Source organism: Pseudomonas sp. NFPP28 (assembly GCF_900115535.1).
Taxonomy (GTDB): Bacteria; Pseudomonadota; Gammaproteobacteria; order Pseudomonadales; family Pseudomonadaceae; genus Aquipseudomonas; species Aquipseudomonas extremorientalis.
Genome location: NZ_FOWT01000012.1, coordinates 130,419 through 150,552, shown reverse-complemented (window position 1 = coordinate 150,552; position 20,134 = coordinate 130,419). Strand labels below are relative to the sequence as shown.

Genomic DNA, 20,134 nt, shown 5'->3' with positions numbered 1-20,134 from the left:
TATCTATCTTGCGGGAATGGAACAGGTATTCCGATCATGTTGATTTCAGTGCAAGCGCTACGTGCCTTGGCGGCGTGGATGGTGGTGGGTGTTCACTTCGTACAGTTGTTTTTCGACTTTGAGGCGCATAACTGGCTGGAGGACCTGTTGGTCGAAACAGGCGGGGTCAGGGTCGATATATTTTTTGTTATCAGCGGGTTTGTGATTTTTCTTTCGACTGCGGACAAAACCCTGACACCTTGGCGTTTCATGCTCATGCGTGTGGCAAGAATCGTTCCGGCGTATTGGTTTTATACCCTGCTCATGATGCTGCTGGTTGCGACTGTGCCTGCGATGTTTCCGTACGAGAATATCGAGCCGGGCTATGTGTTGATGTCGCTGCTGTTCATTGCCGCCCCGAGCCCGCCGGGTGTGGAGGTTTACCCTCTGCTGGGCGTCGGGTGGACCCTGAACTTCTTGATGCTGTTTTATCTGCTGTTTTCCTTCTCTTTGTTCGTTCGGCAATCCTATCGGCTGTGGGTTGTCGCGGCACTGCTTTATCTTGTGTGTTACATCGGCCCCGCCCTGGGTCTAGCCAGCGGTTTTTACAGGAATGACATTATTCTCGACTTTCTGATGGGTATTGCCATCGGCATGCTGTACCGATGTGGCCTGTGCCGGTCCGGCTCATGGTTGCCGTTATTGGGTATCCTGGTCTCGTCAGTGGCGATTTATCACGGGGCAAATCTACCGCGTTCGTTGGAGTGGGGGGTGCCAAGCGCTGTGTTGGTGATCAGTTGTGTGGCGTTGGAACCCTACTTTCAGGGCTCCCGCCTTTTGAAGATGCTGGGAGACTGCTCTTACTCGGTTTACTTGATCCACGTGCCGGTACTCGCTGCTGGGCTATTGATTGCCAAGAGTATGGGAATAGATCCCTACGCGATGCTGCTGGTGTGCATCGCAGCAATAGCGTTGGGCTCATATTGGAGCTACCAATGGCTTGAAAAGGGAACCTATCGCGCCCTCAGGCGCTGGCTTGACATAGAGGGGCCGGAATCTATTGCCCGACAAAAATACTAGGACTTTGTACCTGCGTAATATTTTGGCGTAAACTGCCGGCAAGCCTGTGAGGAGTTTCCATGACTGCCATAACCATTACCGACGCCGCCCACGATTACCTGGCCGACCTGCTGTCCAAGCAGAACACCCCGGGTATCGGCATCCGCGTCTTTATCACCCAGCCCGGCACCCAATACGCCGAGACATGCATTGCCTACTGCAAGCCTGGCGAAGAGAAGCCTGAAGACACCGCCCTGGGGCTGAAAAGCTTCACCGCGTACATCGATGCCTTCAGCGAAGCTTTCCTTGACGATGCCGTGGTCGATTACGCCACCGACCGCATGGGCGGCCAATTGACCATCAAGGCACCGAACGCCAAGGTGCCGAACGTCAACGCTGACAGCCCGGTCAACGAGCGTATCAACTACTACCTGCAGACCGAGATCAACCCGGGTCTGGCCAGTCACGGCGGTCAGGTCAGCCTGATCGACGTGGTTGAAGACGGTATTGCCGTGCTCAAGTTCGGCGGTGGCTGCCAGGGTTGTGGCCAGGCGGACGTGACCCTGCGCGAAGGCATCGAGCGCACCTTGCTCGAGCGTATTCCGGAGCTCAAGGGCGTACGTGACGTGACCGACCACACGCAGAAAGAAAACGCCTACTACTGAGTAAGGCGTTCGCTGCGGACATAAAAACGGCGCCCCGTGAGCGCCGTTTTTTTTGCTTTAAATTCAATAGATTACGCTATCTATCTAATGTTGAGTGTTCATTGCGAAAGCTGGGCTGTCAGATTTTTTTAATAAATTTACTCAATAAAATCAATATGTTGTAAATGTTTTGTGATGTTGAATATCAAGATCGATAAAGATGCGCATGCCCCGCCCGATACAACGATGACTCACTGAAACTGTCACTCGCCAACACCCGACCCACCACAATCAACGCCGTACGCCGAAACCCTTTGGTCGCCACTTTTGCAGCGATGTCACTGAGGGTTCCGACCGCCCAATCCTGATCGGGCCACGTCGCCCGGTGCACCACGGCAACCGGACAATCCGCGCCATAATGGGGCAGCAGTTCGGCGACGATCCTGTCCAGGTGGTTGACCCCCAGATGAATCGCCATGGTGGTGCCATGTCGCGCCAGGCTGTCGAAGTCCTCACCGGCCGGCATGCTGGTTTTATCCGCGTAGCGGGTCAGAATCACGCTCTGGGCAATGTCGGGCAGGGTCAGCTCGGTTTCCAGCAGGGCCGCGCAAGCGGCCACCGCCGTAACGCCAGGGATGATCTGGAACGGGATGCCCAGGTCGCGCAAATGGCGGATCTGCTCGCCGATCGCGCCATACAGGCTGGGGTCGCCGGAGTGCACGCGTGCCACATCCTGGCCCTTGGCATGGGCGGCCTTGATCAGGTCGATGATCTGTTCCAGGTGCAGTTCGGCGCTGTTGGTCACCGTTTCTGCCTGATGACCTTCCAGTACCGCCGCCGGCACCAGCGAGCCGGCATAGATGATCACCGGGCAACTGCGGATCAGCCGTTGGCCTTTGACGGTGATCAATTCCGGGTCGCCGGGGCCTGCGCCGATGAAGTAGACGGTCATGGGAAATCCTGATGAAAAACGGGCGAGCATGAAATCTGCTCATGATCGAAAGGGGCGATTATCGGGTTTTCAGTCGGCGCACGCCAATGCAAAGGTGGCCAGGGCGGTTTTCTGGCGGGTGATCAGCAGGTGCGCAGGGGCGTTGGCGAGCTGTTCGGCCAGGGCCAGGGCGGCGCTTTCGGCGATGCCGTAACAGCCGGTGTGGGCAAAAGCCACGTCCGATTTATGGCTCAGCCGGTCGGCATAAATCGCCAGTCGTTCAGCGTTGAAACACTGCAACGGCAGGTTCAGCAGCGCGGCCAAGGCCAGTAGCCCGGGTTCTTCCTGTTTGCGATCAAGACTGGCCAGCGCAGTGATACGGTGGCGCTCGATACCGCCCTCGACGAGGGCGGCGTCAAACAAGGCCAGCAGAGTGTGGACATCACAGCCCTCCCGGCAGCCCAGGCCGACGACCAGTTTCACGCCGAGTATCGATCGTCACGGTTGCGGCGGAACAGCCAGGCGCTGATCAGGCCCAGGGCCAGCCAGAACGCCACGTTGGTCAGCTGCGAAGCAATCTTGAATTGCGCTTCCAGTGCTTCCGGGGCCAGCATCGAATGCACTTGCGGTTGTGGCGCGCCGATCACGTGCGGCACCACCAGGATTGCCGCGCCCAGCGCCTTGAGCAGCCAGTTGCGACCGAACACGATCAGCGCGATACCAACTGCAGTAGACGCGGCAGTACCGATCCACCAGATCTGCCGTTGGGCCAGGTCAGCGGCGGCGGTGCCCGGCAGCTCGGGCGGCAGGCCCAGGGTAGGCGCCAGTACAAAGGTCGCATAACCCGCCAGGCCCCAGAGCAGGCCTTGGGCGGTACGGGTTGGTGCACGCAGGGTGTACAGGCCGGCCAGCATCAGGGCGAAGCCAACGGCGACCACCAGGTTTCCACCCGTGGTGGACAGCACGCGCTGCCAGCCGTCTTCAGGCTCCCAGGCTTCGGCGTCATGGGTATGTGCAGTTGCGCCGTCGGCGTGTTCGTGCAGTTCAGTCGCTGCCGGGGCCTTTTCAAAGGTCTCCGCCTGCAGAATCAGCGGGGCGACCCAGAAACTTTGCAGCAAAGTCAGCAACAGGGCAGCCAGAAGGCCGGTGAAACCTGCGGTTTGCGCAATACGCTTGATCATGTCGGCAAGCCTCAGTGGCACGGGAACGCGGCGCTGTGGCGGGTATCGTGGGCAGCGTTGTGTACCGCCTCGATATGCGAGAAGCCGGCGAAATACACCAGGCACGCGCCGAGGATCGACGCACCGATGGCGGCGGTCAGGCGTTGGCCCAAGGTAGAGGTGCTGCTGGTGGCGTGCGAAGTGCTACTGATGATCGACATGGCGCGTCCCTTTCAGGTGTCAGGGTGAAACGAGCGCATGAAAGCCCCGCGAGCCAGGCACGCAGGGCTTTGAACAGCGCCCGCCCACCGCGGGTTTGTTATCTGATTTTTTCGGGCCGGTCTCCGGGCTTGCGAGGGGCTCAATGCCTGAAAACGTCGCCTTCCCATGCCGACTGGCACAGTGGATATGACGTTTCGCTCGCTTACCGTTGCGGGGGCAGCACCGGACTGTCATGCGTGTGTGCATGAGTCACCGGTTTCCCGTTTCACCCTTTGCAGGGCACCCGAAACAAGATGTGTAGGAGAGCATGGGGGTGGGAGGGGAGTCAATTGGGGATGTGCGTTCTGGGGGCATGTCCGTTACCGCAGCAATGGATATGTACTCAAGCCAACCCAACCCCATCATTGACCATCCCCCAAGCACTGCGTAGCCTTGCACCCTCGAGGTTCTTCGGCCCAGGCCGAAGCTAAGAAGGGAACGCGGTCCAAGCCGCGGCTGCCCCCGCAACTGTAAAGGGTTCAGCTGACTGCCACGCCACTGCCGACAAGGCGGGAAGGCGCAGCCAGCGCCGGTCGCAAGACCCGCAAGCCCCAAGCCAGGAGACCTGCCTCGCAACCGATTTTCTACTTCAACCGGGCGGGGTGATCCGGTGACGAAATCCGCTGCTGCGCGCCGTCGCAGCGCCAATCGTCCCATATGCCCGCCCCCAAGGGCATCCGATGAAAACACTGGCCAAACTTCCCGTCACCATCGTCACCGGCTTCCTCGGCTCGGGTAAGACCACCTTGCTGCGCCACATGCTCGACAACGCCCAGGGCCGTCGCATCGCGGTGATCGTCAATGAATTCGGCGAGCTGGGCATCGACGGTGAAATCCTCAAGCAGTGCTCCATCGGTTGCACCGAAGAAGAAGCCAACGGCCGCGTCTACGAATTGGCCAATGGCTGCCTGTGCTGCACCGTGCAGGAAGAATTCTTCCCGGTGATGCGCGAATTGGTCGCCCGTCGCGGCGATCTCGACCATATCCTCATTGAAACTTCCGGCCTGGCATTGCCCAAGCCATTGGTGCAAGCCTTCCAGTGGCCGGAAATCCGCAGTGCCTGCACCGTGGATGCGGTGATCACCGTGGTCGACAGCCCGGCCGTCGCCGCCGGCACCTTCGCTGCCTTCCCGGACCAGGTGGACGCCCAGCGCAAACTCGACCCGAACCTGGACCACGAATCGCCGTTGCACGAGTTGTTCGCCGATCAACTGGCGAGCGCCGACCTGGTGATCCTCAACAAGGCCGACCTGATCAACGCCGAAGACCTGGCCCGCGTGCGCCTGGAAGTCGCCGAGGAGCTGCCGGCGGCGGTGAAGATCGTCGAAGCCAGCAGCGGCCGCTTGCCCCTGGACGTATTGATCGGCCTGGGCGCCGGTTCCGAAGAGCATATCGACGGCCGCCACAGCCACCACGATCATCACCACGAAGGTGAAGACGACCACGACCACGATGCGTTTGACTCGATTTCCATCGACTTGCCGCAAGCCGATGAAGCACTGCTGCTCGATGCCCTGACGCAACTGGTGGTGCAACACGGCATCCTGCGCGTCAAAGGTTTCGCCGCCATCCCGAACAAACCGATGCGCCTGCTGATCCAGGGTGTGGGCACGCGGTTCGACAAACACTTCGACCGTGCCTGGGGCGCTGAAGAAGCACGCACCACGCGCCTGGTGCTGATCGGCCAGGAACTGGACGCGGCGGGCCTCGAAGCGCAACTGCGCGCCGCCCTCAGCGTCTGACCCATGCACCTGCTCAGGACCCAGCCCGGTGGTTTCGTCTCGGACGACAATATTGCCGACCTTGGCCAAACCCCCGCTGACCTGGTGATCCTGTGCAGCGGCGATTCCAGCCTGGCGCTGCTGGCCGAAGCGGCCCGGCAGTTGCCCGACGACTACCCGAGCCTGCGCCTGGCCAACCCGATGCAGGTGCAGAACCATGCCTCGGTCGACTTGTACGTCGATGAGGTGCTGCGCCACGCCAAAGTCATCCTGATTTCGCTGCATGGCGGTATCGGTTACTGGCGCTACGGCATCGAGCGTCTGGTGGAGTTGGCCGAGCGCGGTGTGCAGCTGATCCTGGTGCCGGGGGATGATCGCCCGGACCCGGAACTCAGCGGGCTGAGCACCGTCGGTGCCGAAGCGCGTGATCGGCTGTGGCACTTCCTGCGTCAGGGCGGCCTGGGCAATGCCCTGGATTTCTATCGCTGCCTGGCCAGCGCCTACCTGGGCCGCGACTATGCCTGGGCCGAGCCCCAAACCCTGCCACGCACGGCGATCTATCACCCGCACCACGCCAGCGCCCGCCTGAACCATTGGCAGGCAGACTGGAACGCCGACTGGCCGGTGGCGGCGGTGTTGTTCTACCGCTCCCATTTGCAGGCGGCCAATACCGGTTTTATCGATGTGTTCTGCCAGCGCCTGCACGCAGCGGGGCTTAACCCGTTGCCGATGGCGGTGGCCAGCTTGAAAGAGCCCGGCTGCCTGGCGGTGGTCGAAGACCTGCTGGATGAGGTCGGCGCGGCGGTGATCCTCAATACCACCGGCTTCGCCCAATCCAGCCCCGAGGCGCCGCATTTGCGCCCGTTTCGCCGCAATATCCCGGTGATCCAGGCCATTTGTGCCCAAGACAACCAGCCCGGCTGGGAGGCCAGCGAACAGGGCCTCGGCCCCCGCGACCTGGCGATGCACATCGCGTTGCCGGAGCTGGATGGGCGCATCATCAGCCGGCCCATCAGCTTCAAGGACCTGGCCTGGCGCAGCGAACGCAGCCAGTCGGACGTGGTGTGCTACCGCGCTGCGCCGGAACGCATGGAATTTGTCGCCGAGCTGGCGCGGCGTTGGGTCGAGTTGGCGAGGGTGCCGAATGCGGAGAAACGCATTGCGCTGATCCTCGCCAACTACCCGACCCGCGACGGTCGCATCGGCAACGGCGTGGGCCTGGATACACCGGCGGCGGCGCTGAACATCCTGCGTGCCTTGCAAGCCGAAGGCTATGCGCTGCCGGACGTATTGCCGGAGTGTGGCACGGCGTTGATCCACGAGTTGCTCGGCGGCGTCACCAACGACCTGCACAGCCTCGACCTGCGCCCTTGCCATCAAAGCCTGGGCCTGGACGAGTACGAGGCGATGTTTCAGTGCCTGCCCGAAGCCAATCGCCAGGCGGTGCTGGAGCGCTGGGGCGCGCCGCAGAACGATCCGATGTGCCGCGACGGTCGCCTGATGATCGCCGGCCTGCGCCTGGGCCTGACGTTTATCGGCATCCAGCCGGCGCGGGGTTACCAGGTGGACGCCAGCGCCGTGTACCACGACCCGGACCTGGTGCCGCCCCACGCGTACCTGGCGTTCTACTTCTGGCTGCGCCACACCTACGGCGCCCACGGCGTGATCCATGTGGGCAAGCACGGCAACCTGGAGTGGCTGCCGGGCAAGGGCGTGGGCCTGTCGGAAAACTGCTGGCCCGATGCGTTGCTGGGGCCGCTGCCGAATATATATCCGTTTATTGTCAATGACCCGGGCGAGGGCGCCCAGGCCAAGCGGCGCACCCAGGCAGTCATCATCGACCACCTGATGCCGCCGCTGACCCGTGCCGAAACCTACGGCCCGCTGCGTAACCTGGAGCTGCTGGCGGACGAATATTACGAAGCGCAGTTGCTCGATCCGCGCCGCGCCCTGGAGCTGCAGAAGGACATTCTCAAGCTGGTGCGCGAAACCCGCATCGACCAGGAGCTTGAGCTGGAGAGCGACGCCGATGCTGCCGTGTGGTTGCCGCGCCTGGACACCTACCTGTGCGACTTGAAGGAATCGCAGATCCGCGACGGCCTGCATATTTTTGGCGAGTCACCCGAGGGTCGTCTGCGTATCGATACCTTGCTGGCGCTGCTGCGCATCCCGCGTGGCGATGGCCGTGGCCCGCAGTCGAGCTTGCTGCGCGTGCTGGCCAAGGCCTTCGAGCTGGGCTTCGACCCGCTGGACTGCGCCCTGGCTGAACCCTGGACTGGACGCCGGCCGCTGGTGCTACAGAAGATCGACGGGCAGTTGTGGCGTACCGCCGGCGATACCCGTGAACGCTTGGAGCTTTACGCGGCGCGATTGATCGAGCAAGCCCTGGAAGGGCCACTTGAGCAATTGGAAGAGCCCGGTTGGGAAGACGTGAAGGCCGTGATCGAAAGCCTGCGTATTGTCGTGGCGCCTCGGCTGGATGCTTGTGGCCCGGCAGAAATGCGCGGTTTGCTGGATGCCTTGAGCGGCCGTTTCGTACCCGCTGGCCCCAGTGGTGCGCCGAGTCGTGGGCGTTTGGATGTGTTGCCGACCGGGCGCAACTTCTTCACCGTCGATGTGCGCAACCTGCCTACCACCACCGCCTGGCGCATCGGTTTCCAATCCGCCAACCTGATTCTGGAGCGGCACCTGCAAGACCATGGCGACCACCTGCGCCAACTCGGCTTGTCGGTTTGGGGGACCGCGACCATGCGCACCGGCGGCGATGACATCGCCCAGGCCATGGCGCTGATGGGCGTGCGCCCTGTATGGGCGACGGGCAGTCAGCGCGTGGATGACTTTGAAATCCTGCCCGTCAGCCTGCTCGATCGTCCGCGCGTTGATGTGACGTTGCGCGTGTCCGGTTTCTTCCGGGATGCCTTTGCCAACCTGATCCGCCTGTTCGATGCGGCGGTGCAGGCGGTGGCTGCGCTGGACGAACCGGACGAGCTGAACCCGCTGGCCGCCAAGGTGCGCAGTGAGCGTGAAGCGTTGCTGGCTTCGGGCCTGGACGCAGAGGCCGCGGCAAAACAGGCCGGCTGGCGCATCTTTGGTGCCAAGCCCGGCGCCTACGGTGCGGGCGTGCAGGGCGCGATCGACGGGCGTCTCTGGCAAAGCCGTGAAGACTTGGCCGAGGTTTACCTGAACTGGGGCGGCTACGCCTATGGCGGTTCCGACGAAGGTACTGCCGCCCGCGGGCAATTCGCCCAGCGCCTGAGCCAGGTGCAGGCCGTTTTGCAGAACCAGGACAACCGCGAGCACGACCTGCTCGATTCCAACGATTACTACCAATTCCAGGGTGGCATGCTCGCTGCCGTGGAAACCCTGAGCGGCGACAAGGCCGCCAGCTACCACGGTGACCATAGCCAGCCTGACCTGCCGAAGATCCGCACGTTGAAGGAAGAGCTGAACCGGGTGATCCGTTCCCGCGCCGCCAACCCCAAGTGGATCGAAGGCGTGAAGCGCCATGGCTATAAAGGTGCGTTTGAAATGGCCGCGACGGTGGACAATCTGTTCGCCTTCGACGCCACCACCGCACTGATTGACGATCACCAATACGCACTGTTGGCCGACGCCTACTTGCTCGACCCCGACACCCGGGCCTTTGTGCAACAGCACAACCCCGATGCACTGCGCGACATGACCGAGCGCATGCTGGAAGCGCAGCAGCGGGGCATGTGGCAGGAACCGGGGGCATACCGCGAGGCGTTGGAAAACCTGTTGCTGGATATAGAAGAAGACAGCTGATGACTGATATTCCCCATTTCCCGCTGTCCGCCGTGGTCGGCGCCGATGATCTGAAACTGGCGCTGTGCCTGACCGCTATCGACCCGAAGATTGGCGGTGTGCTGATCGAAGGCCCGCGCGGCATGGCCAAGTCTACCCTGGCGCGTGGTCTGGCCGACCTGCTGGCCAGTGGTCAGTTCGTGACCTTGCCCTTGGGCGCCACTGAAGAGCGCCTGGTCGGCACGCTGGACCTGGACGCCGCATTGGGCGAAGGCCGGGCGCAATTCTCCCCCGGTGTATTGGCCAAGGCCGACGGCGGCGTGCTCTACGTCGATGAAGTCAATTTGCTGCCCGACCATCTGGTGGACCTGCTGCTGGATGTGGCCGCCAGCGGCACCAACCTGATCGAGCGCGATGGCATTTCCCATCGCCATTCGGCGCGCTTCGTGCTGATCGGCACCATGAACCCGGAGGAGGGCGAGTTGCGCCCGCAACTGCTCGATCGCTTCGGTTTCAACGTGGCCTTGAGCGGGCAGACCTTGCCGGCCGAGCGTGGGCAGATCATCCGGCGTCGCCTGGATTTCGACAGCGACCCTGTTGCCTTTTGCACGCAGTGGGACGTGCCACAAGCGGCATTGCGCGAGCGTTGCACCCAGGCACGGGCGCGGCTCGACAGCATTGCACTGGATGACCTGGCGCTGGCGCAGATCACCGAGCGATGCTTTGCGGCGGGGGTCGATGGCCTGCGTGCGGACCTTGTCTGGTTGCGCGGTGCCAGGGCTCATGCCGCTTGGCGGGGAGCCAGTGCCATTGCCGAGGAAGATATCCAAGCGGTTGCTGAATTCGCTCTTCGCCATCGCCGTCAGGAACAGTCTCCTCCACCGGCCAGCCCGCCGAGTGAAGGGCCGTCGCCGAAACCCTCCGGCTCCTCTCCCGGTCAAGGCCAATGGGGCGATATGCCCGCACCGGCCCTGCCCACGGGCGCACGCCGGGAAGTGCCCGCCTGGCCAAAAAAGCCCTAGGCATTCGCCCTCGACCTGACGCGGGGGCGGATGCGCGACCCAAGGCAGGGCGACTAGGCAACGGCAGGCAAGGCAAGGCACGCAGCGCGAAGCAGGGCGCGATCAACTGGCCGGGCACCTTGCTCGGCGGTCGGCCGCAAACGCGAGAGGACTTGCTGTTTCACCTGCGCAGTCGTGCGGCCCATGAGCTGTGGTTGGTGATTGTCGATGCGTCGGCATCCACCCGACGGCATCGAGCGCTCTCCGACGCCAAGGGCTTGTTGGCGCAGTTGTTTGACGACGCCTACCGCCAGCGGTCGCGCCTGGCACTGTTGACGGCCAGCGGGCAGGCGCCGAAGTGGCAGGTGCAGGGGTTGAAAGCGGCCAAGGGTCTGGCGGGTTGGCTGGCGCAGTTGGGCGCGGGCGGCGGTACGCCATTGCTGGCGGCGCTTGTCGAGGCCGGAAATTGGCTGGCATTGCGGCGCAAGCGCTATCCGGCGGAGCAGCAGCGGCTGTTAGTGATTACCGATGGGCGGCTTAAGGAGATTGGCGGGTTGCCGGTGTTGGATTGCACTGGGTTGCTGGTGGATATCGAGCGGGGGCCGATCAGGTTGGGCAGGGCTCAGGAGTTCGCTTTTGGGTTGCAGCTGGAGTATCGGCATATCGACCAGTTGTAGTGCCTGCACCGGCCCTATCGGGGGCAAGCCCCCTCCCACATTGGATTGGGTTCACACATTTGTATTTGTGAATAGAGTCAAGTGTGGGAGGGGGCTTGCCCCCGATGAGGCCCTAAAAGACAGGGCAAAACTGTCAGCCCGCCCCCGGCACATTTGGCCAAAGATCCGCCACCAGAAACAACCGCTCGGCTTCCTCCCAATCCTCACCCACCTGTACCAGCCGCACCAGCAGCTGCGCCGAAGCCATCGGGTCCAGGTCGGCCAGCCAGCCGTGCATCTGTTGTTCGCTCCACACTTCTTCCGTGGGGTAGTGCGCCGGCGCCAGCCAGGCATGCCGGGGCAGGGGCTGCCAACGGCCCGGTTGGCTGAGGCTGACAAACGCCTGCCAGTCACGCTGATGCAACCAGCGCCCACGCAAATGCTGCGGATGCGCGCCACTGGGAGCCATGGCCTGGCCGGGCCAGGGGTAGAGCAGGTAGCCCCCCAACCATAAATGCGCATCAAACTGTTGGACATCCAACGCGGCCAGCACTTCACGGCTTTCCGCCCGTGACGATATCGGCAACTGATGCTGGGCCAGATGCGCCAGCTTGCGGTCCAGTCGATCATGACAGCCCGGGCCGAGCCATTGCGCAGTGTCCTGGCCGTTGCCGTCCTGCGGGCCCAGATACAGCTTGATCGCCAGTTCCAGGTGATGCACGCCATCGCGGTCGCGCAGCAACATGTCCAGCTCGCCGAGGGTGTGCCCGGCACGGCGGATCGGCAGGTTGGCGGCCAGCAATTCCACGCCCGGCGCATGCTGCACCGCAAACTGCCACAGGCGTTCGTAATACAGGCCCAGGCGGCGCGTACGTGACAGGCTCAGCCACTGCTGCAAGGCGCTGCTGTCCTGGTCCAGTTGGCGTAGCCAGCGTTCCAGCAGATGCGGCGCCTGCACCCAGTCGCTGCCGGCCAGCGGGTGACGTTGTGGCCATGGCGTTTGCGCGAGCATCGGCGGGGCGAGCATCACCCACGCCAGGTCGCGCACCTCGGGGTGGCGCAGCTGGCGGGGCAGGTTGTGCAGATCGGGGAACACAGTCATGGTCCGAGCATAGCCTTTTAACGGCGCTGAAGGTGGCTGAGAACCGTTGTCATCAAGGCTTCACGGCGACAAAGGATTTTGCCTGAGACGGCCTTTCGCCCATAATCGTTCTTTTTTGCCACACTCCACATCCCGCAGGAGCCCCATGGAGCAATTTCGCAATATCGGCATTATCGGTCGCCTGGGCAGTACCCAGGTGTTGGACACCGTCCGCCGGCTGAAAAAATTCCTGCTGGAGCGTCACCTGCATGTGATCCTCGAAGACACCATCGCTGAAATCCTGCCGGGCCACGGCCTGCAGACCTCGTCGCGCAAGATGCTCGGTGAAGTCTGCGACATGGTCATCGTGGTCGGCGGCGACGGCAGCCTGCTCGGCGCGGCCCGTGCCCTGGCGCGGCATAACGTGCCGGTGCTGGGGATCAACCGGGGCAGCCTGGGGTTCCTCACCGATATCCGCCCGGATGAGCTGGAAGTCGAAGTGGCCAAGGTGCTCGACGGTCATTACCTGGTGGAGAACCGCTTCCTGCTGCAGGCAGAAGTGCGCCGCCACGGCGAAGCCATCGGCCAGGGCGATGCGCTCAATGACGTGGTGCTGCACCCCGGCAAGTCCACGCGGATGATCGAGTTCGAACTGTATATCGACGGCCAGTTCGTGTGCAGCCAGAAGGCCGACGGCCTGATCGTTGCCACGCCTACCGGCTCCACCGCCTACGCGCTGTCGGCGGGTGGCCCGATCATGCATCCCAAGCTGGATGCCATTGTGATCGTGCCGATGTATCCCCATATGTTGTCGAGCAGGCCGATTGTGGTCGACGGCAACAGTGAACTGAAAATCGTGGTGTCCAAAGATATGCAGATCTACCCGCAGGTCTCGTGTGACGGGCAGAACCATTTCACCTGCGCCCCCGGTGACACCATCACCGTGAGCAAGAAGGCACAGAAGTTGCGGTTGATCCACCCGCTGGACCACAACTACTACGAAGTGTGCCGCACCAAGCTGGGCTGGGGCAGCCGCTTGGGGGGTGGAGGCGACTGATGCTCGATCCCGCGCGTAGCTACGACCTGATTGGTGACGTGCACGGTTGCGCCCATACCCTTGAGCACTTGCTCGACCTGTTGGGCTACCACAAGCAGGGCGGCACCTGGCGCCATCCAACGCGTATGGCGGTGTTCCTCGGCGATATCATCGACCGTGGCCCGCGCATCCGCGAGGCGCTGCATATCGTCCACGACATGACCGAGGCCGGCCAGGCGCTGTGCATCATGGGCAACCACGAGTTCAACGCCCTGGGCTGGACCACACCGGCACCGCCGGGCAGTGGCAGGCAGTTCGTGCGTGAGCACAACCCACGGCATGCACGGTTGATCCACGAGACCCTGACCCAGTTCGAACATCACCCGGCCGACTGGCACGACTTCCTCGGCTGGTTCTATGACATGCCGCTGTTTGTCGACGCCGGGCGCTTTCGCGTGGTGCATGCGTGCTGGGATGATGGCTTTATCCAGCCGCTGCGTGGCACCTTCCCGGACGGCTGCATCGACCAGCACTTCCTGCAGGCCGCCGCCGTGCCGGGCAGTTTTGCCTGCAATGCGTTCGACCGCCTGTTGCGCGGCACCGACATGCGTTTGCCGGACGGCCTCACGTTGACCGGTGGCGATGGCCTGACGCGCTCGTTCTTCCGCACCAAGTTCTGGGAAGACGACCCCAAGACCTACGGCGATATCGTGTTCCAGCCCGATGCACTGCCCGAGCCGGTGGCGCGTACACCGTTGTCGTCCACCGAAAAGAATTCCCTGCTGCGCTACGGCGTCGATGAACCGCTGTTGTTCGTCGGGCATTACTGGCGCAGTGGCAAACCGGCGCCGATCCGCCCGAACCTGGCCTGCCTGGACTACAGCGCGGTGCTGTACGGCAAGCTGGTGGCGTACCGCCTGGATCAGGAAACGCGGCTGGACCCGAATAAATTCGTCTGGGTCGACGTTGAGCGGCCCGAGGTCATCCAATGAGTACCGTGGCCGTATTGCGCCTGCCACTGAGTGTGGACCTGGGCGGCTTTATCCAATTGCTGCAACGCATGCAGGTGCCCCATCGCGTCAGTGAAGAGGCCGGGGAGCAAGTGTTATGGGTACCCGAGACCATCAGCGACGACGTGCGCGTGCTGTACCAGCGCTTTCCCGCCGGTGACCCGGACCGGCAACTGGATATTCCCGAACAGGCAGCGAACAGGCGCCCTGGATTTGTCCAGCAACTGCGGCACAGCCCATTGACCGCTCTGGTGTTGCTGGCAAGCATCGTCGTCGGCGCGTTGACCTTGCTCGGTGAAAACCTGCAAGCCATGAGCTGGCTGACATTCCTGCAGTTTCGCATTATCGGCGAGTACATCCAGTTCACGCCGCTGGCCGATAGCCTGGCGGCAGGGCAGTGGTGGCGGCTGGTCACGCCGATGCTGATCCACTTCGGCATCCTGCACCTGGCCATGAACGGCATGTGGTACTGGGAGCTGGGCCGGCGCATCGAATCGCGTCAGGGCAGCATCAACCTGCTGGGGCTGACCCTGTTGTTCAGCCTGGTCTCCAACTACGCTCAATACGCTTATGGTGGCCCCGGTCTGTTCGGTGGGTTGTCCGGCGTGTTGTATGGCCTGCTCGGGCATTGCTGGATTTTTCAACTGCTGTCGCCCAACCCGGCCTATCGCCTGCCCCGTGGGGTACTGGTGATGATGCTGGTCTGGCTGCTGCTCTGCCTGTCGGGGCTGGTCTCGATGATCGGTTTCGGCGAAATCGCCAACGCGGCCCATGTCGGCGGCTTGGTCATCGGTTGCCTGACAGGTTTGCTGGGCGGGCTGTACAGCCGTCGCAAATCGTCTATTTGATAAGGAAGAGCCTCATGTCCTCTTTTGCTGAAATGATCGAAAACATCACCCCGGATATCTACGAGAGCCTCAAGCTCGCCGTGGAAATCGGCAAGTGGTCCGATGGCCGCAAGCTCACTGCCGAACAGCGCGAGCTGTCGTTGCAGGCGGTGATTGCCTGGGAAATCCAGAACCTGCCGGAAGACCAGCGCACCGGCTACATGGGCCCGCAGGAATGCCAGTCGAAGTCGACCACCGTGCCGAACATCCTGTTCAAGTCGGATGCGATCCATTGATTGAAATCGGTCGCGGTGCAGTCAGCAAGATGTCGGCGCAACTCGGTGAGCCGACCGTTCAATACGCGTTTCGACTGGGCGACGCCGAGGTGCCGGTCAACCCGTTGATCGGCACCCATGTGCGCCTGGAATACCTCGGTGCCATCCATTGCAGCCATTGCGGCCGCAAGACCAAGACCAGCTTCAGCCAGGGGTATTGCTACCCGTGCATGACCAAGCTGGCCCAGTGTGACCTGTGCATCATGAGCCCCGAGCGTTGCCATTACGACGCCGGCACCTGCCGCGATCCAGGCTGGGGCGAGAAATTCTGCATGACCGACCATGTGGTGTACCTGGCGAACTCGTCAGGGATCAAGGTCGGCATCACCCGTGCCACCCAGTTGCCGACGCGCTGGCTCGACCAGGGCGCGAGCCAGGCGCTGCCGATCATGCGCGTGGCTACCCGCCAGCAGTCAGGTTTTGTCGAAGACCTGTTCCGCAGCCAAGTGGCCGACAAGACCAACTGGCGTGCGCTGCTCAAGGGCGACGCCCAGTCCGTCGACCTCAAGCAGGTGCGTGACCAACTGTTCGCCGCCTGTGCTGACGGCCTGCTGGGTTTGCAGGAACGCTTTGGCCTGCAGGCCATCCAACCGGTCACCGACATCGAGCCGCTCGAAATCCGCTACCCGGTGGAGCAGTATCCGGCGAAGATCGTCAGCTTCAACCTGGACAAGAATCCGATTGCCGAAGGCACGCTGCTGGGGATCAAGGGCCAGTACCTGATCTTCGATACCGGCGTGATCAATATTCGTAAGTACACGGCCTACCAGCTCGCCGTGCATCAGTAGAAGGATGCCACCCATGCGCACCGAACAACCGAAGATGATTTACCTCAAGGACTATCAGGCGCCGGACTACCTGATCGACGAGACCCACCTGACCTTCGAGTTGTTCGAGGACCACAGCCTGGTCCACGCGCAACTGGTGATGCGCCGCAATCCCGAGCGTGGCGCCGGTTTGCCGCCGTTGGTGCTGGACGGCCAGCAGCTGGAGCTGTTGAGCGTGAACCTGGCCGATCAGGCACTGAGCGCTGGTGACTACGAGCTGACCGACAGCCACCTGACGGTGCATCCGCAAAGCGCGACGTTTACCCTGGATACCACGGTAAAAATCCATCCGGAAACCAACACTGCCCTGGAAGGCCTGTACAAGTCCGGCAGCATGTTCTGCACCCAGTGCGAGGCCGAGGGCTTTCGCAAGATCACCTATTACCTCGATCGCCCGGATGTGATGAGCACCTTCACCACCACGGTGATCGCCGAGCAACACCGCTACCCGATTCTGCTGTCCAACGGCAACCCGATCGCCAGCGGTCCGGGTGAGGACGGCCGCCATTGGGCAACCTGGGAAGATCCGTTCAAGAAACCGGCTTACCTGTTCGCCCTGGTGGCCGGCGACCTGTGGTGTGTCGAAGATACCTTCACCACCATGACCGACCGCACCGTGGCGCTGCGCATCTACGTCGAGCCGGAAAACATCGACAAGTGCCAGCACGCCATGACCAGCCTGAAAAAGTCCATGCGCTGGGACGAAGAAACCTATGGCCGTGAGTACGACCTCGACATCTTCATGATCGTCGCGGTGAACGATTTCAACATGGGCGCCATGGAAAACAAGGGCCTCAACATCTTCAACTCCAGCGCCGTGCTGGCCCGCGCCGAAACCGCCACCGACGCCGCGCACCAGCGGGTCGAGGCGATCGTTGCCCATGAATACTTCCATAACTGGTCGGGCAACCGCGTGACCTGCCGCGACTGGTTCCAGCTGTCGCTCAAGGAAGGCTTCACCGTTTACCGTGACTCGCAATTCTCCGCCGACATGAACTCGGCCACGGTCAAGCGCATCCAGGACGTGGCGTACCTGCGTACCCATCAGTTCGCCGAAGACGCCGGTCCGATGGCCCACGCGGTGCGCCCGGACAGCTTCATCGAGATCTCCAACTTCTACACCCTGACCGTGTACGAAAAGGGCTCGGAAGTGGTCGGCATGATCCACACCTTGCTCGGCGCCGAAGGCTTCCGCAAGGGCAGCGACCTGTACTTTGAACGCCATGACGGCCAGGCCGTGACCTGCGACGACTTCATCAAGGCTATGGAGGACGCCAACGGCGCCGACCTGACCCAGTTCAAGCGCTGGTACAGCCAGGCCGGTACGCCGCGCCTGGCGGTGAGCGAGTCCTACGATGCGACGGCGAAAACCTACAGCCTGACCTTCCGCCAGAGCTGCCCGCAAACCCCGGACAAGGTGGAAAAACTGCCGTTCGTGATTCCGGTGGAGCTGGGCTTGCTGGACGGGAAGGGCGCTGGCATTGCCTTGCGCCTGGCCGGTGAGAAGGCTGCGGGAGGCACGTCGCGGGTGATTTCGGTGACCGAGGCCGAGCAGACGTTTACCTTCGTTGATATCGCCGAACAGCCGTTGCCTTCGCTGCTGCGCGGGTTCTCGGCGCCGGTGAAGCTGAGCTTCCCGTACAGCCGCGACCAACTGATGTTCCTGATGCAGCATGACAGTGACGGTTTCAACCGTTGGGACGCCGGCCAGCAGTTGTCGGTGCAGGTGCTGCAGGAGTTGATTGAGCAGCATCAACAGGGCCAGGCCTTGAAGATGGATCAGCGCTTGATCACTGCGCTGCGCAGCGTGCTGAGTGATGAAAGCCTGGATCAGGCGATGGTCGCGGAAATGCTGTCGTTGCCGGGTGAAGCCTACCTGACCGAAATCAGCGACGTGGCGGATGTGGATGCCATCCACGCCGCCCGTGAGTTTGCGCGCAAGCAACTGGCGGACAACCTGCACGAGGCGCTGTGGTTGCGTTACCAGGCCAATCGCGAGCTGTCCAGACAAACGCCGTACGTGGCGGCCGCGGAGCACTTCGCCCGTCGTGCGTTGCAGAACATCGCGCTGTCGTACCTGATGCTCAGCGGTAAGCCAGAGGTGTTGGCGGCGACCATCGAGCAATTCGACACGGCCGACAACATGACCGAGCGCCTGACCGCGCTGGCGGTGCTGGTGAATTCGCCGTTCGAGGCAGAGAAAGCCCAGGCGCTGGCGGTGTTTGCCGAGAACTTCAAGGACAACCCGCTGGTCATGGACCAGTGGTTCAGCGTGCAGGCTGGCAGCACGTTGCCGGGCGGGCTGGCGCGGGTCAAGGCGTTGATGGAGCACCCGGCGTTCACCCTCAAGAACCCGAACAAGGTACGCGCCTTGATCGGTGCGTTTGCCGGGCAGAACCTGATCAACTTCCACGCGGCGGACGGTTCGGGCTATCGCTTCCTGGCGGACCTGGTGATCCAGTTGAATGGCTTGAACCCGCAGATCGCTTCGCGCCAGTTGGCGCCGCTGACCCGCTGGCGTAAATACGACAGCGCGCGCCAGGCGTTGATGAAAGCCGAGCTGGAGCGCATTCTGGCGTCCGGTGAGTTGTCGAGTGATGTGTTCGAGGTGGTCAGTAAGAGCCTTGCCTGAGTTGCATCGTTGAATAAAAAACGGCCTGTTCGACAGGCCGTTTTTTTTCGCCTCAGATAACCGGTGGTCGCGGGGTGTCCAGGCCGTTATCGACGGGGAAGCGCTCTGCGATGATCCCGTGCGGCACGCCCAGCGGGATGGCACTGGCGGTGTCAAGGCGGGTGACTTGCTCGGCCGACAGATGCACATTCAACGCGCCGAGGGTGCTGTCCAGCTGGGCGCGGGTGCGCGAGCCGAGGATCGGGACCAGCGCGGTGGTCGAGCGCCGGGCCTTGTCCCGCAGCCAGGCGATGGCGACGTGGGTCGGTGTGGCGTCGATTTCACCGGCAACCGCCAGCAGCGTATCGAGCACTGCGGTTTCACGCGCAGTGTGTTCGGCGTGCACCAGGATCCCGAGTTTGTTGCCGCGGTTGTCGTCCTGGGTGTTGCGGTACTTGCCGGTCAGGAAGCCACCGCCCAGGGGCGACCACAGCGTAGCGGCCAGCCCCAATGCTTCGGCCATTGGTAGCAGCTCGCGGTCGGCGCTGCGCTCGACCAGGCTGTATTCCACCTGGATGCCGATGATCGGCGCGAAACTGCGTACCTCGGCCAACAGGTCAGCGCGGGCAATGCGCCAGGCGGGGAAGTTGGACAGGCCGGCGTAGTGGATCTTGCCGGCGCGCACCAGATCATCGAGACCGCGCAGGATCTCTTCCATGGGCGTGACGTTGTCGCTCATGTGCGCCCAGAGCAGGTCGATGCGGTCGGTGTTCAGGCGCTTGAGGCTTTCTTCCACCGAGTGCACCAGGTTCTTGCGGTTGTTACCGAGCCGGATCGTGCCTTCATCGGACGGTTCGGTGCGCAGGGTGTACTTGGTGGCCACCACCAGGTTGTCGCGTTCCGAGGCGATAAATTCCCCCAGTAGCTTTTCGGCCTGACCGAACTGGTAGCCATTGGCGGTATCGAGGAAATTGCCCCCGGCTTCGAGGTACCCGTCAAAAATCGCCTTGGCTTCGTCGCGTTCGGCGCCATGGCCCCAGCCCGTACCGAAATTACCGGTGCCCAAGGCCAGTTCGGATACCTGCAGGCCGCTGCGGCGGCCAAAGACTTTATTGCGCATACAAGGACTCCTGAGGCAGTGATTTTCTTACATGTTTAGTAACATGTATTTAATATGATCTTGGTAATGTATTCGGTCAAGGGGGCTTTTTTACTGCTGACGTTTTCTGA

General features: G+C 62.4%; 18 protein-coding genes and 2 riboswitches. Of the genes, 12 read left to right on the top strand and 6 right to left on the bottom strand.

The annotated features are described in order from the left end of the window. The first annotated feature begins 36 nt into the window (after positions 1–36). Positions 37–1,059 carry an acyltransferase family protein gene (locus BM110_RS27500; protein WP_093514526.1) on the top strand — a complete coding sequence of 341 codons (1,023 nt, stop codon included), beginning with the start codon at positions 37–39 and terminating at the stop codon, positions 1,057–1,059. A 59-nt stretch (positions 1,060–1,118) separates the two neighbouring features. Next, positions 1,119–1,703, top strand: coding sequence for a Fe-S biogenesis protein NfuA (gene nfuA / locus BM110_RS27495; RefSeq protein ID WP_003173594.1), 585 nt, complete (start codon positions 1,119–1,121; stop codon positions 1,701–1,703). Between the two features lie 184 nt (positions 1,704–1,887). Here the strand turns inward: nfuA and cobM are convergent, their stop codons facing one another. The 4 genes from cobM to BM110_RS27475 all read right to left on the bottom strand — a co-directional run bounded on the left by cobM (position 1,888) and on the right by BM110_RS27475 (position 3,994). Then, entirely contained in the window at positions 1,888–2,634 is a 747-nt protein-coding gene (gene cobM, locus BM110_RS27490; RefSeq protein ID WP_093127489.1) for a precorrin-4 C(11)-methyltransferase, read from the bottom strand. A gap of 69 nt (positions 2,635–2,703) precedes the next feature. After that, positions 2,704–3,096, bottom strand: coding sequence for a cobalamin biosynthesis protein (locus BM110_RS27485; RefSeq protein ID WP_093514525.1), 393 nt, complete (start codon positions 3,094–3,096; stop codon positions 2,704–2,706). Next, positions 3,093–3,794, bottom strand: coding sequence for a CbtA family protein (locus BM110_RS27480; protein ID WP_093514524.1), 702 nt, complete (start codon positions 3,792–3,794; stop codon positions 3,093–3,095). Before BM110_RS27480 ends, BM110_RS27485 begins: the two co-directional genes overlap by 4 nt. A gap of 11 nt (positions 3,795–3,805) precedes the next feature. Next, the gene (locus BM110_RS27475; RefSeq protein WP_093127496.1) at positions 3,806–3,994 is read right to left on the bottom strand and encodes a CbtB domain-containing protein; all 189 of its coding nucleotides are present in this window, start codon (positions 3,992–3,994) and stop codon (positions 3,806–3,808) included. 96 nt (positions 3,995–4,090) lie between these two features. Next, positions 4,091–4,297: riboswitch (cobalamin riboswitch) on the bottom strand. A gap of 124 nt (positions 4,298–4,421) precedes the next feature. Beyond that, positions 4,422–4,622, top strand: a riboswitch (cobalamin riboswitch). A gap of 92 nt (positions 4,623–4,714) precedes the next feature. Between BM110_RS27475 and cobW the strand changes: the two genes are divergently transcribed. The 4 genes from cobW to BM110_RS27455 are packed head-to-tail and all read left to right on the top strand — an operon-like array spanning position 4,715 to position 11,198. Next, a complete protein-coding gene (cobW, locus tag BM110_RS27470) occupies positions 4,715–5,776 on the top strand; it encodes a cobalamin biosynthesis protein CobW (RefSeq protein ID WP_093514523.1) in 1,062 nt (353 codons plus the stop codon). 3 nt (positions 5,777–5,779) lie between these two features. Then, entirely contained in the window at positions 5,780–9,541 is a 3,762-nt protein-coding gene (cobN, locus tag BM110_RS27465; RefSeq protein ID WP_093514522.1) for a cobaltochelatase subunit CobN, read from the top strand. Continuing rightward, a complete protein-coding gene (locus BM110_RS27460; protein ID WP_093514521.1) occupies positions 9,541–10,542 on the top strand; it encodes a magnesium chelatase ATPase subunit I in 1,002 nt (333 codons plus the stop codon). Before cobN ends, BM110_RS27460 begins: the two co-directional genes overlap by 1 nt. After that, a complete protein-coding gene (locus BM110_RS27455) occupies positions 10,467–11,198 on the top strand; it encodes a vWA domain-containing protein (RefSeq protein ID WP_093514520.1) in 732 nt (243 codons plus the stop codon). The genes BM110_RS27460 and BM110_RS27455 overlap by 76 nt, the downstream gene beginning before the upstream one ends. 133 nt (positions 11,199–11,331) lie before the next feature. Here the strand turns inward: BM110_RS27455 and BM110_RS27450 are convergent, their stop codons facing one another. Then, positions 11,332–12,279, bottom strand: a complete 948-nt coding sequence (locus tag BM110_RS27450; RefSeq protein ID WP_093514519.1) for a DUF1853 family protein — start codon at positions 12,277–12,279, stop codon at positions 11,332–11,334. A 145-nt stretch (positions 12,280–12,424) separates the two neighbouring features. Here BM110_RS27450 and BM110_RS27445 point away from each other — a divergent pair, with 145 nt between their 5' ends. From BM110_RS27445 to pepN, 6 genes are read left to right on the top strand one after another with little or no spacing between them, the layout of a single operon-like run. Next, on the top strand, positions 12,425–13,315 hold the full coding sequence (locus tag BM110_RS27445) for an NAD(+) kinase (RefSeq protein ID WP_003217892.1): 891 nt from the start codon (positions 12,425–12,427) through the stop codon (positions 13,313–13,315). Further along, complete coding sequence (locus tag BM110_RS27440) at positions 13,312–14,286, top strand: metallophosphoesterase (protein WP_162276401.1); 975 nt, start codon at positions 13,312–13,314, stop codon at positions 14,284–14,286. Before BM110_RS27445 ends, BM110_RS27440 begins: the two co-directional genes overlap by 4 nt. Beyond that, entirely contained in the window at positions 14,283–15,152 is an 870-nt protein-coding gene (locus tag BM110_RS27435; protein ID WP_093514518.1) for a rhomboid family intramembrane serine protease, read from the top strand. The genes BM110_RS27440 and BM110_RS27435 overlap by 4 nt, the downstream gene beginning before the upstream one ends. A gap of 14 nt (positions 15,153–15,166) precedes the next feature. Then, positions 15,167–15,427 carry a YeaC family protein gene (locus BM110_RS27430; protein ID WP_017528545.1) on the top strand — a complete coding sequence of 87 codons (261 nt, stop codon included), beginning with the start codon at positions 15,167–15,169 and terminating at the stop codon, positions 15,425–15,427. After that, a complete protein-coding gene (locus tag BM110_RS27425) occupies positions 15,424–16,254 on the top strand; it encodes a DUF2797 domain-containing protein (RefSeq protein ID WP_093514517.1) in 831 nt (276 codons plus the stop codon). Before BM110_RS27430 ends, BM110_RS27425 begins: the two co-directional genes overlap by 4 nt. Before the next feature lie 13 nt (positions 16,255–16,267). Beyond that, on the top strand, positions 16,268–18,925 hold the full coding sequence (gene pepN, locus BM110_RS27420; protein ID WP_093514516.1) for an aminopeptidase N: 2,658 nt from the start codon (positions 16,268–16,270) through the stop codon (positions 18,923–18,925). 52 nt (positions 18,926–18,977) lie between these two features. Here pepN and BM110_RS27415 read toward each other — a convergent pair whose 3' ends face one another. Continuing rightward, a complete protein-coding gene (locus BM110_RS27415; RefSeq protein WP_093514515.1) occupies positions 18,978–20,024 on the bottom strand; it encodes an aldo/keto reductase in 1,047 nt (348 codons plus the stop codon). Positions 20,025–20,134: the final 110 nt, after the last annotated feature.